14 protein-coding genes are annotated in these 13,982 nt (G+C 62.8%); 6 read left to right on the top strand and 8 right to left on the bottom strand.

All coding sequences use genetic code 11. From position 1 onward, the window contains the following. Positions 1-4 precede the first annotated feature (4 nt). Entirely contained in the window at positions 5-754 is a 750-nt protein-coding gene (locus AC1RMX_RS20635) for a substrate-binding periplasmic protein (protein WP_493072879.1), read from the bottom strand. A 145-nt stretch (positions 755-899) separates the two neighbouring features. Between AC1RMX_RS20635 and dnaX the strand changes: the two genes are divergently transcribed. The 5 genes from dnaX (at position 900) to AC1RMX_RS20610 (ending at position 6,461) form a co-directional block, all read left to right on the top strand. Then, positions 900-2,984, top strand: coding sequence for a DNA polymerase III subunit gamma/tau (dnaX, locus tag AC1RMX_RS20630; RefSeq protein WP_493072878.1), 2,085 nt, complete (start codon positions 900-902; stop codon positions 2,982-2,984). A 67-nt stretch (positions 2,985-3,051) separates the two neighbouring features. Then, entirely contained in the window at positions 3,052-3,390 is a 339-nt protein-coding gene (locus AC1RMX_RS20625; RefSeq protein ID WP_007951650.1) for a YbaB/EbfC family nucleoid-associated protein, read from the top strand. A gap of 147 nt (positions 3,391-3,537) precedes the next feature. Beyond that, on the top strand, positions 3,538-4,572 hold the full coding sequence (gene curA, locus AC1RMX_RS20620) for an NADPH-dependent curcumin/dihydrocurcumin reductase (RefSeq protein ID WP_493072876.1): 1,035 nt from the start codon (positions 3,538-3,540) through the stop codon (positions 4,570-4,572). Positions 4,573-4,638: 66 nt separating this feature from the next. Further along, complete coding sequence (recR, locus tag AC1RMX_RS20615; protein WP_096822493.1) at positions 4,639-5,241, top strand: recombination mediator RecR; 603 nt, start codon at positions 4,639-4,641, stop codon at positions 5,239-5,241. A gap of 71 nt (positions 5,242-5,312) precedes the next feature. Then, complete coding sequence (locus tag AC1RMX_RS20610; protein WP_493072874.1) at positions 5,313-6,461, top strand: acyl-CoA dehydrogenase family protein; 1,149 nt, start codon at positions 5,313-5,315, stop codon at positions 6,459-6,461. A gap of 144 nt (positions 6,462-6,605) precedes the next feature. Here AC1RMX_RS20610 and AC1RMX_RS20605 read toward each other — a convergent pair whose 3' ends face one another. Both AC1RMX_RS20605 and fnr read right to left on the bottom strand, forming a co-directional pair. Continuing rightward, positions 6,606-7,154 (bottom strand): adenine phosphoribosyltransferase, encoded by a 549-nt coding sequence (locus AC1RMX_RS20605; RefSeq protein WP_003223345.1) that lies wholly within the window; start codon positions 7,152-7,154, stop codon positions 6,606-6,608. A 78-nt stretch (positions 7,155-7,232) separates the two neighbouring features. Further along, positions 7,233-7,967 (bottom strand): fumarate/nitrate reduction transcriptional regulator Fnr, encoded by a 735-nt coding sequence (gene fnr / locus AC1RMX_RS20600; RefSeq protein WP_007951654.1) that lies wholly within the window; start codon positions 7,965-7,967, stop codon positions 7,233-7,235. Positions 7,968-8,122: 155 nt separating this feature from the next. Between fnr and AC1RMX_RS20595 the strand changes: the two genes are divergently transcribed. Beyond that, the gene (locus AC1RMX_RS20595) at positions 8,123-8,605 is read left to right on the top strand and encodes a hypothetical protein (RefSeq protein ID WP_096822491.1); all 483 of its coding nucleotides are present in this window, start codon (positions 8,123-8,125) and stop codon (positions 8,603-8,605) included. Here the strand turns inward: AC1RMX_RS20595 and hemN are convergent. The 5 genes from hemN to AC1RMX_RS20570 form a co-directional block, all read right to left on the bottom strand. Continuing rightward, positions 8,602-9,984, bottom strand: a complete 1,383-nt coding sequence (gene hemN, locus AC1RMX_RS20590; protein ID WP_102622558.1) for an oxygen-independent coproporphyrinogen III oxidase — start codon at positions 9,982-9,984, stop codon at positions 8,602-8,604. The genes AC1RMX_RS20595 and hemN overlap by 4 nt on opposite strands. Positions 9,985-10,069: 85 nt before the next feature. Beyond that, complete coding sequence (locus AC1RMX_RS20585) at positions 10,070-10,753, bottom strand: sulfite exporter TauE/SafE family protein (RefSeq protein ID WP_493072872.1); 684 nt, start codon at positions 10,751-10,753, stop codon at positions 10,070-10,072. Continuing rightward, complete coding sequence (gene ccoS, locus AC1RMX_RS20580; protein WP_007951659.1) at positions 10,746-10,958, bottom strand: cbb3-type cytochrome oxidase assembly protein CcoS; 213 nt, start codon at positions 10,956-10,958, stop codon at positions 10,746-10,748. The genes AC1RMX_RS20585 and ccoS overlap by 8 nt, the downstream gene beginning before the upstream one ends. Positions 10,959-10,980: 22 nt before the next feature. Continuing rightward, the gene (locus tag AC1RMX_RS20575; RefSeq protein WP_493072870.1) at positions 10,981-13,431 is read right to left on the bottom strand and encodes a heavy metal translocating P-type ATPase; all 2,451 of its coding nucleotides are present in this window, start codon (positions 13,429-13,431) and stop codon (positions 10,981-10,983) included. Positions 13,432-13,442: 11 nt separating this feature from the next. Then, positions 13,443-13,982, bottom strand: coding sequence for a FixH family protein (locus tag AC1RMX_RS20570; protein ID WP_102622556.1), 540 nt, complete (start codon positions 13,980-13,982; stop codon positions 13,443-13,445).

Raw genomic sequence — 13,982 nt, 5'->3', positions numbered from 1 at the left:
AGGGTTATGGGGCGCCTTCCGAACCACCGGTATACAACCGGATAATGTCATCAATCTCCCCCGACATTTTCATCTGCAGCAACGTCCTCAATATCCGCTGCACCGGCACTTTCGGGTCGTTGCGAACGTAGCAGCCGACTTGCTGCTCCTGCAACACCGCCACCCCTCGCAGTTGCTGTCCCGGCAGCAGGCGCTGGTTGAACCAGTCCAGTGTCCATTGATTGCTCACGGCGTAGCGGTAGCGACCGGCCAGGAGTTTGTCCAGCACCTGTTCCTGATTGCGCGTGTCTTCGCGCCATAACCGGTCGGCGTCGAACAGCGGTTGCAGCGTGGGGTAGCTGTAGCCGAGCACGGTGCCGATCGATTGGCGGGGCAGGTGGACCGGATCGACGCTGGAGGGTTGATCCTGGCGGCCGATCAGCAGGTCGCGCTGGAAGAATAGCGGGATACTCCAGATGTAATTCCCGGACAGGTTCGGCAGCCACGATTGCGAGGCATAACAGCGCACGTCGACTTCGCCGTGTTCCATGGCGTTTTGCACGCGGGTGCGGGGCAGGACGTGAAACTCCGCCGGCACGCCGACCTGGGTCGCCAGGCTGAGCATCATGTCGTAAAGGATGCCCTGGGTCGGGCGGCCGCGTTCGTATTGCGCCAGCGGCATCGCCCAGCTGTCGGCCATGGCGAAGCGCAGCGGCGGCTGCGCGGCCATCGCGTTCAGGCTGATTCCCAGTATTGCCCCCACGGCCCACCGCATAAATGCTCCGGTAATTCCCGTTCCCGTGCCGACAAAAGCCTCCGCCCATGCAGCTTAGCCAGAATAGAAGAGCGCACCGGATGCAATTTTGCCCTTGCTCCGCTAGCATTAGCCGCTTCTGCTTCCTTTGCCGCGACGGTTTTCGATGAGTTATCAGGTTCTTGCACGTAAATGGCGTCCGCGCTCGTTCCGCGAAATGGTCGGCCAGACCCATGTGCTCAAGGCTCTGATCAATGCCTTGGACAGCCAACGCCTGCACCACGCCTACCTGTTCACCGGGACGCGGGGCGTCGGCAAGACGACGATTGCGCGGATCATCGCCAAATGTCTGAACTGTGAAACAGGTATCACTTCAAGCCCGTGCGGCGAGTGTTCGGTGTGCCGCGAGATCGATGAAGGGCGCTTCGTCGACCTGATCGAGATCGACGCCGCGAGCCGGACCAAGGTCGAGGACACCCGCGAGCTGCTCGACAACGTGCAGTACGCCCCGAGCCGCGGGCGCTTCAAGGTCTACCTGATCGACGAAGTGCACATGCTCTCCAGCCATTCCTTCAATGCGCTGCTGAAAACCCTCGAAGAGCCGCCGCCCTACGTCAAGTTCATCCTGGCGACCACCGACCCGCAGAAACTTCCGGCAACGATTTTGTCGCGATGCCTGCAATTCTCGCTGAAGAACATGACCCCCGAGCGGGTGGTCGAGCATCTGACCCACGTTCTCGGCGCGGAAAACGTGCCGTTTGAAGACGACGCCCTGTGGCTGCTCGGCCGCGCGGCCGACGGTTCGATGCGCGACGCCATGAGCCTGACCGATCAGGCCATTGCCTTCGGTGAAGGCAAGGTGTTGGCCGCCGATGTGCGGGCAATGCTCGGTACGCTGGATCACGGCCAGGTCTATGACGTGTTGCATGCGCTGATCGAAGGTGACGCCAAGGCGTTGCTCGAAGCCGTGCGTCACCTGGCCGAACAAGGGCCGGACTGGAACGGCGTGCTCTCGGAAATTCTCAACGTGCTGCACCGCGTCGCCATCGCCCAGGCCTTGCCGGAAGGCGTCGACAACGGCCACGGCGACCGTGACCGGGTGCTGGCACTGGCCCAGGCCTTGCCGGCCGAAGACGTGCAGTTCTATTACCAGATGGGCCTGATCGGCCGCCGCGACTTGCCACTGGCGCCAGACCCGCGTGGCGGATTCGAAATGGTCCTGCTGCGGATGCTGGCCTTCCGGCCGGCGGATACGGCGGACGCCCCGAGGCAACCGCTAAAGCCAGTGGGGATCAGCCAGGCCACAGTTGATTCCGCAAACTCAGTGGCTGCCGCGCCGAAACCTGCGCCGGTAGTTGCTGCGGCTGTTGCGCCGGCTCCGGTGGTCGCACCTGTACCAGCGCCTGTTCCCGAGCCCGCACCGGTTGCCCCGGTGATTGCGCCTGAACCCGTGCCTGAGCCGGAACCAGAGCCGGTCGCCGTCGAGGAAGTCGTCGATCTGCCGTGGAATGACCCGGTAGAACCGGCGCCTGTGCAACAGCCAGCGGTAGAACCGGTTCTGGAAACCACCGCCGAGCAGCCTGACCTGCCGCCGATGCCGCTGCCGACCCCGGACAGCGTCGTGCCGGATGCGCCGGAGTGGGCCGCCGCGCCGATCCCCGAGCCGTCGGTGGCCGAGGTCGATGCCGCCACGCCGGGCATGGACATGGACGACGAGCCGCCGCTCGACGAAGACTACATCGAGCCGGACATGGATTCGGCCTACAGTTACCTCGACGATCTGGCCAGCGAACACGCGGCCGATCCGGTCCCGGAGCCCGAGCCGGAACCCGCCGCCGCGCCGGCCACCGGTCTGGCCCTGCAATGGCTGGAGCTGTTCCCGAAACTGCCGATCTCCGGCATGACCGGCAGCATCGCCGCCAACTGCACGCTGATCGCGGTCGATGGCGACAACTGGCTGATGCACCTGGACCCGGCTCATAGCGCCTTGTTCAACGCCACCCAGCAGCGTCGGCTGAACGATGCATTGAACCAGTACCACGGCCGCACGCTGAACCTGAGCATGGAGCTGATCAAGCCCGAGCAGGAAACCCCGGCCCAGGCTGCGTCCCGGCGCCGTGCCAACCGTCAGCGCGAGGCGGAGGAGTCGATCCACGGCGATCCGTTCATCCAGCAGATGGTCCAGCAGTTCGGCGCGGTCGTGCGACACGATACTATTGAACCTGTCGACGCCCTGGTCAGTCAGGGCTAATAACTGAAGGCGTTCGGCGCAAATCGCCGGACGCTGTATTGATCCAAGTACTTTTGAGGTGATTACCATGATGAAAGGTGGCATGGCCGGCCTGATGAAGCAGGCGCAGCAGATGCAGGAAAAAATGGCCAAGATGCAGGAAGAGCTGGCCAACGCAGAAGTCACCGGTAAGGCCGGCGGCGATCTGGTCACCGTGGTGATGACCGGTCGTCACGACGTGAAAAAAGTCAGCATCGACCCAAGCGTTCTGCCGGGCCTGGACGAAGACGACCGTGAAGTGGTCGAAGATCTGGTTGCCGCTGCCGTCAACGCTGCCGTGCGTCAGATCGAAGCCAACAGCCAGGCCAAGATGGGCAGCATGACCGCTGGCATGAACCTGCCGGCCGGTATGAAACTGCCGTTCTGATTCGCCTTTGCGGATTGGATGAGCTACAAAAAATGCCAGGCATCGCGCCTGGCATTTTTGTTTCTGGCTGAAGAAGCATCGAACGCGCAAAAGCCACCAAGGTCTGCTCCCTATACCCCGAATTCATTATTCAAAGGAGACGCTGACATGTCCGACCCCCTGACCCTCAATCAACGCATCGTGCTGGCCTCGCGTCCGGTGGGCGCGCCAACACCCGAGAATTTCCGTCTGGAGCGCGAAGCGCTGCCGGCGCTTGAAGACGGCCAGTTGCTGCTCAAGACCCTTTACCTGTCACTCGATCCCTACATGCGCGGGCGCATGAGTGACGCACCGTCCTACGCTGCGCCGGTACAAATCGGCGAGGTGATGACCGGTGGGGCTGTCAGCCGGGTCGAGCAGTCGCGTCATCCAAAATTCCAGGTCGGCGATCTGGTGGTCGGCGCTACGGGTTGGCAAAGCCACAGCATCAGCGACGGGCGCAACATCATCCCGATCCCGTCGGGGCTGCCGAGCCCGTCGATGGCCCTCGGCGTGCTGGGCATGCCGGGCATGACCGCTTACATGGGGCTGATGGACATCGGCCAGCCGAAGGCAGGGGAGACCCTGGTGGTCGCCGCCGCTTCTGGCGCAGTAGGTTCGGTGGTCGGGCAGGTGGCTAAGATCAAAGGCCTGCGCGTCGTCGGCGTGGCCGGCGGTGCAGAGAAGTGCAAATACGTGGTCGAGGAGCTGGGTTTCGACGCCTGTATCGATCACAAGGCGCCGGACTTCGCCGAGCAACTGGCCAAGGCCTGCCCGAAAGGCATCGACGTCTATTACGAAAACGTCGGCGGCCATGTCTTCGATGCGGTCGTCCCGCTGCTCAATCCCAAGGCGCGGATCCCGCTGTGCGGCCTGATTGCCGGCTACAACGCCACTGAAGTACCGAAAGGTCCGGATCGCCTGCCCGCACTGCAACGGACCTTGCTGACCAAGCGCGTACGCATTCAGGGCTTCATCGTGTTCGACGACTATGGCGACCGTCAGCCGGAATTCATCAGCGCCATGGTGCCGTGGGTGCGCGAGGGCAAGGTGAAATTCCGCGAAGATGTGGTCGATGGCCTGGAGCAGGCGCCGCAAGCGTTTATCGGGCTGTTGGAGGGACGTAATTTCGGCAAACTGGTGGTGCGGGTCGCCCAGGACTGAGGATTTGACGCTGGCCGGAGGCGCGGGTATAAACCGCGTCTCGTTGTTTTGTCGGACTTTTTCCCCATGAGCTTCAGCCCTTTGATTCGCCAACTGATCGACGCCCTGCGAATTCTGCCGGGCGTGGGTCAGAAAACTGCCCAGCGTATGGCGTTGCAGTTGCTCGAACGTGACCGTAGCGGCGGTACGCGCCTGGCTCAGGCCTTGAGCCAGGCAATGGAAGGGGTCGGACACTGCCGCCAGTGCCGCACGCTGACCGAAGACGATCTGTGCCCGCAATGCGCCGACACACGCCGTGACGACACGCTGCTGTGCGTGGTGGAAGGTCCGATGGACGTGTACGCGGTCGAGCAGACCGGGTTCCGTGGGCGCTATTTCGTGCTCAAGGGGCATCTGTCGCCGCTGGACGGGCTCGGCCCGGAGGCCATCGGCATTCCGCAGTTGATGACGCGAATCGAAGAGGCGGGCACCTTCACCGAGGTCATCCTTGCCACCAACCCGACCGTGGAAGGTGAAGCGACGGCTCACTACATCGCGCAATTGCTCAACAACAAAGGCCTGATCGCCTCGCGCATCGCTCACGGTGTGCCGTTGGGTGGCGAGCTGGAACTGGTGGACGGCGGCACGCTGGCTCACTCGTTTGCCGGGCGCAAGCCGATTTCCCTCTGAACCACACAATCCTGTTGAAAACCAAGCAAGCGCTCGGTTAAGTTCGGCGAACCCTTCCATGGAGTTCGCCGATGCCCGCCTTCCAGGAATACTTCGACCCCAGCCACCAAATGGTCCGCGACAGCGTCAGACGTTTCGTCGAACGCGAGATCCTGCCGGACATCGATGCGTGGGAAGAAGCCGAAAGCTTTCCCCGTGAGCTGTACCTCAAGGCCGGTGCGGCTGGCGTCCTCGGCATCGGTTACCCCGAAGCACTGGGCGGCAGTCACGAAGGTGATCTGTTCGCCAAGATCGCCGCCAGTGAAGAACTGATGCGCTGTGGCTCCGGCGGGTTGGTGGCCGGGCTCGGTTCGCTCGATATCGGTCTACCGCCAGTCGTCAAATGGGCCCGGCCCGAAGTGCGTGATCGCGTCGTGCCTCAAGTGCTCAGTGGCGAGAAAATCAGCGCATTGGCCGTCACCGAGCCGGGCGGCGGTTCTGACGTCGCCAACCTGCAGACCCGCGCCATCCGCGACGGCGATCATTACCGGGTCAGCGGCAGTAAAACCTTTATCACCAGTGGCGTACGCGCGGATTACTACACCGTCGCGGTGCGTACCGGTGCGCCCGGGTTTGGCGGCATCAGCCTGCTGTTGATCGAGAAGGGTACGCCCGGTTTTACCGTCGGTCGGCAGCTGAAGAAAATGGGCTGGTGGGCGTCGGACACGGCTGAATTGTTCTTCGACGATTGCCGGGTGCCTGTGGGAAACCTGATCGGCGCGGAGAACATGGGGTTCGCCTGCATCATGGGCAACTTTCAGAGCGAGCGTCTGGCCCTGGCGTTGATGGCCAACATGACCGCGCAACTGGCGCTGGAAGAAAGCCTGAAGTGGGCACGGGAGCGGCAGGCGTTCGGTAAGCCCATCGGCAAGTTCCAGGTGATCAAGCATCGCCTCGCCGAAATGGCCACGGCGCTGGAAGTCTCGCGGGAGTTCACCTACCGGCAGGCGGCGAAAATGGCGGCTGGGCAGAGCGTGATCAAGGAAATCTCCATGGCCAAGAACTTCGCCACGGACACCTCGGACCGGATCACCACGGAAGCGGTGCAGATACTCGGCGGGCTGGGTTATATGCGCGAAAGCCTGGTGGAGCGGCTGTATCGGGATAACCGCATCTTGTCGATTGGCGGCGGGACGCGGGAAGTGATGAACGAGATCATCAGCAAACAGATGGGGCTTTAGATTTTGTGACTGATCGTTCCCACGCTCTGCGTGGGAATGCAGCCCGGGACGCTCCGCGTCCCTTCCAAAGCCGAACGCGGAGCGTCCGTTGAGGCATTCCCACGCGGAGCGTGGGAACGATCGGGAGTCGCGGAGCGGGGTTGCTTACTTGTCGGTCAGCGCAAACTGCGTCAGGCAGAACGTAGGAATACCCATGTCCTCAAGACGCTGCGAGCCACCCAGTTCCGGCAGGTCGATGATTGCCGCCGCTTCGTGAACGCGGGCGCCCATGCGGCGGATCAGGTTGGCCGCTGCGATCAGCGTACCGCCGGTGGCGATCAGGTCATCGAACATCACCACCGAATCACCTTCACACAGGCTGTCGGCGTGCACTTCGAGGAACGCTTCGCCGTATTCGGTCGCGTAGCCTTCAGCCAGCACGTCCGCCGGCAGTTTGCCTTGCTTGCGGAACAGCACCAGCGGCTTGTTCAACTGATACGCCAGCACCGAACCGATCAGAAAGCCCCGCGCATCCATCGCGCCGATGTGGGTGAAGTCGGCTTCCACATAGCGGTGGGCGAAGCTGTCCATCACCAGGCGCAGGGCCTTGGGCGACTGGAACAGCGGGGTGATGTCGCGAAAAATCACGCCCGGTTTCGGGAAATCGATCACAGGGCGGATCAGGGATTTGATGTCGAAGGAGTCGAAGACCATCGTCGAGGTGTCCTGGCAGGGCTGCAAACGGCGCAGTATACCCGCGGCTGAAACGATACGCTCGGCCGCGGGTCGAGATCAGACTTCGAGCGAGCCACCGGCCAGGGCGCAGAGCTGGATCGGGTCGAGGATATGGATTTCCTTGCCCTCGGCGGCGATCAGTTCGTTTTGCTGGAAGCGGGTGAAGACCCGGGACACGGTTTCCACCGCCAGCCCCAGGTAGTTGCCGATTTCATTGCGCGACATGCTCAAACGGAACTGGTTGGCCGAGAACCCGCGAGCGCGGAAGCGGGCCGACAGGTTGACCAGGAACGTGGCGATGCGCTCGTCGGCGGTTTTCTTCGACAGCAGCAACATCATTTGCTGGTCGTCGCGGATTTCGCGGCTCATCACGCGCATCAACTGACGACGCAACTGCGGCAGTTGCAGGGCCAGTTCGTCGAGACGCTCGAACGGAATCTCGCAGACCGAGGTGGTTTCCAGAGCCTGGGCGGAGACCGGGTGTTTCTCGGTATCCATGCCGGACAGCCCGACCAGTTCGCTCGGCAGGTGGAAACCCGTGAGTTGTTCTTCGCCGGTATCGCTCAGGCTGAAAGTCTTCAGGGCGCCGGAGCGTACTGCATAAACGGAATCGAAGGTGTCGCCCTGGCGGAACAGGAACTCACCCTTTTTCAGCGGGCGGCCACGTTTAACGATTTCGTCCAGCGCATCCATGTCTTCCAGATTCAGCGAAAGTGGCAGGCAGAGAGGGGCCAGGCTGCAATCCTTGCAATTAGCCTGGTTGTGAGCGCGCAGTTTAACTGGCTCGGACATTTCTTAAATCCTTGTGGGAAAACACACATAAGGCGTAAGGGTAACCCAGGGGAGGACATTCAGGCCAGCCTGTGGCGAGATTGCTCCCACGGCATAAAGCCGCAGGGATGACGGCCGATAAACAGGTATCTGACGGCATGCAAGGAACCGCTTCGATGACTGCTATTGGTACGCTGACCCCCGGTAACAGTGGCGTTGCGTCGTTGCTGGAAAGTGCTGAAACCTCCGTTGACGATGAGTCCGGCACAGACGCGGCATTGTTGGGAACCCCGACCTTGGTCGAGGGCGTCAAAGTGTCGCTGTCCGGTGCCGCCATTGCAAAATCCGCCGGTGTCGGCGGGAAAAACAGCGATATCGATGAAAGCGGCTTGCCGGAAAACGTCCAGCAATTGCTGAAGATGATTCGCAAGTTGCGCCAGCAGATCGCCGAAAAGAACGCCCAGATCAACGCGCTGATGGCCAACAAGACCCTCTCCAACGAAGAGCGATTCGCCAAGATCGCTGCCCTCAAAGGCGCCATTTCTGCCCTCAACAACGGTCTCATTACCGCCAATCTGTCCCTGGCCAAGGTCATCGATCAATCGGGCCTGACCGCGGACCAGAACCTGAAAACCAATACCTTGCTGATGAAAAGCTAGATCACCCGCGAAAACCGCTGGCGATTCTGCTGCTCCAGATACGCGTCGAACACCATGCACACCGAACGCACCAGCAGGCGCCCGGCCGGCAGCACATTGATCCGTTCGCGATCCAGTTCGATCAGCCCATCCTTTGCCATGCCCTGCAACTGTGGCCAGAGCGCGCCGAAGTAACCCTGAAAATCGATGTTGAAGCTGCGCTCGATCTCGGCGAAATCCAGGCTGAAGTTGCAGATCAGTTGCTGAATCACTGCGCGACGCAGGCGATCGTCAGCGTTGCACACCAGGCCACGGCTGGTGGCCAGTTGCGCGCCAGCCAGGGTGTTCTGGTATTGATTGAGGTCGCTGCTGTTCTGGCAGTACAGGTCGCCGATCTGGCTGATGGCCGATACGCCCAGACCGATCAGGTCGCAATGACCGTGGGTGGTGTAGCCCTGGAAGTTGCGTTGCAGGGTCGATTCTTCCTGGGCAATCGCCAGTTCATCGTCGGGCAGGGCGAAGTGGTCCATGCCGATGTAGCGATAGCCGGCGGCAGTCAGTTGTTCGATGGTGCGTTGCAGCATTTCCAGTTTCTGCGTCGGGCTCGGCAGTTCGTTGCCGTTGATCCGTCGCTGCGGCATGAAGCGTTCCGGCAGGTGCGCGTAGTTGAATACTGACAGCCGATCCGGTTGCAGGCTGATGACTTCCTCGACGGTACGGGCGAAGTTGTCCGGGGTCTGCTTGGGCAAACCGTAGATCAGGTCGATGTTGATCGAGCGAAATTGCAGGGTGCGTGCCGCGTCGATCACGGCGCGGGTTTCTTCCAGGCTTTGCAGGCGATTGACCGCGCGTTGCACCGCCGGGTCGAGATCCTGCAGGCCGATGCTGACCCGGTTGAAGCCCAGCTCACGCAGCAGGCCCATGGTCGACCAGTCGGCTTCGCGCGGGTCGATCTCAATGCCGTAATCGCCAGAATCGTCATCCAGCAGATTGAAATGTTTGCGCAGGTGCGCCATCAACTGCCGCAACTCGTCGTGGCTGAGAAAGGTCGGTGTGCCGCCGCCGAAGTGCAGTTGTTCGACTTTCTGCGCCGGGTCGAGGTGGCAGGCGATCAGCTGGATTTCCTGTTCGAGCCGTTGCAGGTACGGCAGGGCGCGGCCGCGATCCTTGGTGATGACCTTGTTGCAGGCGCAGTAGTAGCAAATGTTCGCGCAGAACGGCACGTGCACGTACAGCGACAGCGGGCGCAGGGCCTTGCGGCTGTCGCGCAGGGCGTGGAACAGGTCGAAGGTGCCGACCTGACTGTTGAATTGCACGGCCGTCGGGTACGAGGTGTAGCGCGGCCCCGCCAGGTCGTAGCGGCGGATCAAATCGGTGTCCCAACGAATGGCGTCGAGCATGCGGGCATTCCCCCGGATAGGCTGGCAGTGTGAGCGAGTCTAGGGGAGGGCGCGGCGGGGCATCTTGATTTGCATCAAGCCTGGATCAGTGGCCCATCAGCCAGTGCTGGTGCGGCCCCGGCAGGGTCCAGATGCCGAACAGGATCACCAGCAATCCACCAGCCATGCGCACGCTGCGTTTGCGCAACAGCGCTGTGACCCGCTCGGCCGCGAGGCCGGTCGCCAGCAATACCGGCCAGGTGCCGAGCCCGAAGGCGAGCATCAGCAAGGCACTGTCCAGTGCATTGCCCTGGCTGGCCGACCACAGCAACGTGCTGTAAACCAGCCCGCACGGCAGCCAGCCCCACAGCGCGCCGAGCAGCAGCGCCCGGGGCAGACTCGACACCGGCAGCAGACGATTGGCGACAGGTTGAATGTAACGCCACAGTCCGCGACCCAGGCTTTCGATGCGGGTCAGGCCGCTCCACCAGCCCGCCAGGTACAAGCCCATGGCGACCAGCAGCAACCCGGCGAGCACGCGCATGAACAACGCCGCAGGACTGTTGGCGACGGCCCATCCGGCCAGCCCGATCAGCAATCCAGCCGTGGCATAACTGAGGATTCGCCCGAGGTTGTAGGCCAGCAGCAATCGAAAGCGTCGGCTGCGTTGTTCCTTGGGAATCGCCAGGGTCAGCGCGCCCATCAAGCCGCCGCACATGCCCAGGCAATGCCCGCCGCCGAGCAGGCCGAGAATCAACGCAGACACCAACAGCGGCGCCAGTTCAAGCATGGGGCGGCGCCTTGTCGTCCGGTTTGGCCGGGTTGGCTTCGTCCACCGCAGCGGTGTGGTTCGGGTCCTGGTCGTCGAACAGGATGCTGTGGGCGGGGCCGTCGAGGTCGTCGTACTGGCCGCTGTCCACCGCCCAGAAGAAGATGTACACGGCGATGGCCACGATCAGCAGCGCGGCCGGGATCATCACGTAGAGAGCTGGCATCTGTACTCCATGCCCGCGCGGCTCAGGCCGGCAGCGGGCGGGTTTCTGACGAGGTGCTGACGGCCGGCGCACTCGGCAGGCGAGTCAGGCGCAGGGCGTTGAGCACCACGGTCAGCGAACTGATCGACATGCCGACGGCGGCCCACACCGGAGTGATCCAGCCGAGGGCGGCGAACGGCAACATGAGGCCATTGTACAGCGCGGCCCACAACAGGTTCTCGATGATCACCCGCCGTGTGCGACGGGCGAGCGAGAAGGCTTGTACGAGGGCGTCGAGACGGTTGGACAGCAACACCGCATCGGCACTGGTTTTCGCAAGATCAGTGGCCGAGCCCATCGCCACGCTGATGTCGGCGGCAGCCAATACCGGCACGTCGTTGACCCCGTCGCCAAGCATCAACACCTTGCGGCCGTCCTTGTGCAGTTGTTGCAGCACTTGCAGCTTGTCGTCCGGACGCAGACCGCCCCGGGCCTCGTCGATGCCCAGTTCGGCGGCGACACTGGCGACCATCGGCGAACTGTCGCCCGACAGCAACAGCGTGTGCCAGCCGCGCGCCTTGCACGCGGCGAGCAGGGCCGGGGCGTCGGCGCGCAGGCGATCATCAAGGACGAACCAGGCCAGCGGCCCCTGATCGTCACCGAGCAACAACCATTGGCCCGGTTCATCGGGCATCGACGGCACAGGCGCGCCGCTCAGATCGCAGACAAAATCGGCCTGACCGATACGCAAGCGCTGTGCTCCGACCAATCCTTCAAGCCCCAGCCCCGGCGTGCTGTGAACTTCTTCGGCGGCCAGCGGCGCCCGACCAAAGGCCCGGGCAATCGGGTGTTCGGAGCGGTTTTCCAGCGCGGCAGCCAGGCTCAGGCACTGATCGCTGTCGAGAGCGCCGAGCGGGCGTATCGAACGCAGCACCAGACGCCCCTCGGTGAGGGTGCCGGTCTTGTCGAAGATCACGGTGTCGATCTGGTTCAGGCCTTCCAGCACATGACCGCGCGTGAGCAGCAGGCCGAGTTTGTGCAGGGTGCCGGTGGCGGCGGTGAGGGCGGTCGGCGTCGCCAGCGACAGCGCGCACGGGCAGGTCGCTACCAGCATCGCGAGGACGATCCAGAACGCCCGCGACGAATCCAGCTCCCACCACAGCAGGCCGATGGCGGCTGCTGCGATCAACGACAGCAACAGGAACCACTGCGCGGCACGGTCGGCGATTTCCGCCAGCCGAGGTTTTTCCGCCTGGGCGCGATCCAGCAGGCGGACGATGGCCGACAGCCGCGTGTCCTGACCCAACGCCTGCACTTCGACGGTCAGCGCACCTTCCACATTCAGCGTGCCGGCGGTGACTACATCGCCCAATGTGCGCGGCTGTGGCAGGTATTCGCCGGTCAGCAGCGACTCATCAATACTCGACTGGCCGTCGAGGATCTTGCCGTCCGCCGGCAGCACAGAACCCGGTTGAACCAGCACCCGGTCACCGAGGCGCAGTTCGCTGAGCAGGATGCGTTCGCTCTGGCCGGCGTCGTCGAGGCGCAGGCACGAAGCCGGCAATAGATTGACCAGTTGCGCGGTGGCAGCGGCGGTGCGTTCCCGGGCGCGGCGTTCCAGGTAGCGCCCGGCCAACAGGAACAGCGCGAACATGCCCACCGCGTCGAAATACAGCTCGCCGACCCCGGTGATCGAGGTCCAGATCCCGGCGACATAAGCCGCACCGATCGCCAGCGATACCGAGACGTCCATGGTCAGATGACGGGTGCGCAAGTCGCGCATGGCACCTTTGAAAAACGGCGCGCAGCTGTAGAACACAATCGGCGTGGTGAGGAACAGCGCGACCCAGCGCAGGATGGTGTGCAATTCCGGGCTGAGGTCGATGTTGAATTCCGGCCATGTCGCCATGGTCGCCATCATCGCCTGAAACCACAGCAACCCGGCAACACCGAGCTGACGCAGGGCCAGGCGGTTTTCGCTGGCCAGTTGTTCGCTGGCGCGGTCGGCCTGATACGGGTGCGCGGCGTAACCGATGTGGCGCAGTTCGCCGAGGATCTGGCTCAGCGGCAATTGCCCGTCAGCCCAGCGTACGTGCAAGCGATGGTTGGACAGGTTCAACCGCGCCTCGGCCACGGCGGGCAGGGTGCGCAGGTGTTTCTCGATCAGCCAGCCGCACGCGGCGCAACTGATGCCTTCCATCAACAGCGTGGTTTCGGCCAGTTCGCCTTCGTGGCGGACGAAGGGTTGCTGCACGTCGGCGCGGTCGTACAGCGCCAACTCGTCGACCAGTTGCACCGGCAGTGCTTCAGGGTTGGCCGAGGCTTCGCTGCGGTGCTGGTAATAACTTTCCAGCCCGCCAGCGACGATGGCTTCGGCCACGGCCTGACAGCCGGGGCAGCAGAACTCGCGGGACTCCCCGAGCACGACGGCGGTGAAGCGGCTGCCCGAAGGGACGGGGAGTGCGCAGTGGTAGCAGGGGATGGGGGCGGTCATCAGGAACAGGCTTATTTCTTCAGGTCTTCAGCACCTTGCAGCGGTTCATCACCCAGCAACAGATCCTTGTCATGGCTGACTACTTCTTCTTCAAACATCCGCCACACGTGATCGTCCTGCGAACCCAGCAGTTCCACAAAGCGCCGGCCTTCGATCTTGTCGCTCAACTGGCCAATGTAGCGGCCGGTTTCGGTTTCACTGCGGGTCAGGACAATCTTGCGATCCTTGTCCGGCTGGGTCGGCGAGATCAGGTTCAGCTCAAGGGTTTTCGGCTGGCTGTTGCCGCTCAACCGCAGATCGACTTCACCGGTGACGTCATCCAGATGCACGGCAGCGCGCATCTTCAGGTTCTGCGCCAGCAGTTCGCGATCCAGCGAACGGTTGATGCCTTTGCCGGCCTCGTAGTAGTTGTCGTTGACCAGGTTGTCCGGGTTGTTTACCGCAATGGTCACCATGGACAGCGTCAGGGTCACCGAGCAGGCCAGAATCCCGATGATGATCCATGGCCAGAGATGCTTGTACCAAGGGCTTGCGGCGTTTGCTGCGGGCAT

It is taken from the genome of Pseudomonas sp. GW822-FHT03F04 (assembly GCF_058801405.1).
This window is presented reverse-complemented; position numbering and strand designations above follow the sequence as displayed.

Excerpts from the sequence above, each read along its gene's own strand:
- AC1RMX_RS20635 (WP_493072879.1), bottom strand. The coding sequence starts at position 754 with ATGCGGTGGGCCGTGGGGGCAATACTGGGAATCAGCCTGAACGCGATG.
- dnaX (WP_493072878.1), top strand. The coding sequence starts at position 900 with ATGAGTTATCAGGTTCTTGCACGTAAATGGCGTCCGCGCTCGTTCCGC.
- AC1RMX_RS20625 (WP_007951650.1), top strand. The coding sequence starts at position 3,052 with ATGATGAAAGGTGGCATGGCCGGCCTGATGAAGCAGGCGCAGCAGATG.
- curA (WP_493072876.1), top strand. The coding sequence starts at position 3,538 with ATGTCCGACCCCCTGACCCTCAATCAACGCATCGTGCTGGCCTCGCGT.
- recR (WP_096822493.1), top strand. The coding sequence starts at position 4,639 with ATGAGCTTCAGCCCTTTGATTCGCCAACTGATCGACGCCCTGCGAATT.
- AC1RMX_RS20610 (WP_493072874.1), top strand. The coding sequence starts at position 5,313 with ATGCCCGCCTTCCAGGAATACTTCGACCCCAGCCACCAAATGGTCCGC.
- AC1RMX_RS20605 (WP_003223345.1), bottom strand. The coding sequence starts at position 7,154 with ATGGTCTTCGACTCCTTCGACATCAAATCCCTGATCCGCCCTGTGATC.
- fnr (WP_007951654.1), bottom strand. The coding sequence starts at position 7,967 with ATGTCCGAGCCAGTTAAACTGCGCGCTCACAACCAGGCTAATTGCAAG.
- AC1RMX_RS20595 (WP_096822491.1), top strand. The coding sequence starts at position 8,123 with ATGACTGCTATTGGTACGCTGACCCCCGGTAACAGTGGCGTTGCGTCG.
- hemN (WP_102622558.1), bottom strand. The coding sequence starts at position 9,984 with ATGCTCGACGCCATTCGTTGGGACACCGATTTGATCCGCCGCTACGAC.
- AC1RMX_RS20585 (WP_493072872.1), bottom strand. The coding sequence starts at position 10,753 with ATGCTTGAACTGGCGCCGCTGTTGGTGTCTGCGTTGATTCTCGGCCTG.
- ccoS (WP_007951659.1), bottom strand. The coding sequence starts at position 10,958 with ATGCCAGCTCTCTACGTGATGATCCCGGCCGCGCTGCTGATCGTGGCC.
- AC1RMX_RS20575 (WP_493072870.1), bottom strand. The coding sequence starts at position 13,431 with ATGACCGCCCCCATCCCCTGCTACCACTGCGCACTCCCCGTCCCTTCG.
- AC1RMX_RS20570 (WP_102622556.1), bottom strand. The coding sequence starts at position 13,982 with ATGCCCGCAGCAAACGCCGCAAGCCCTTGGTACAAGCATCTCTGGCCA.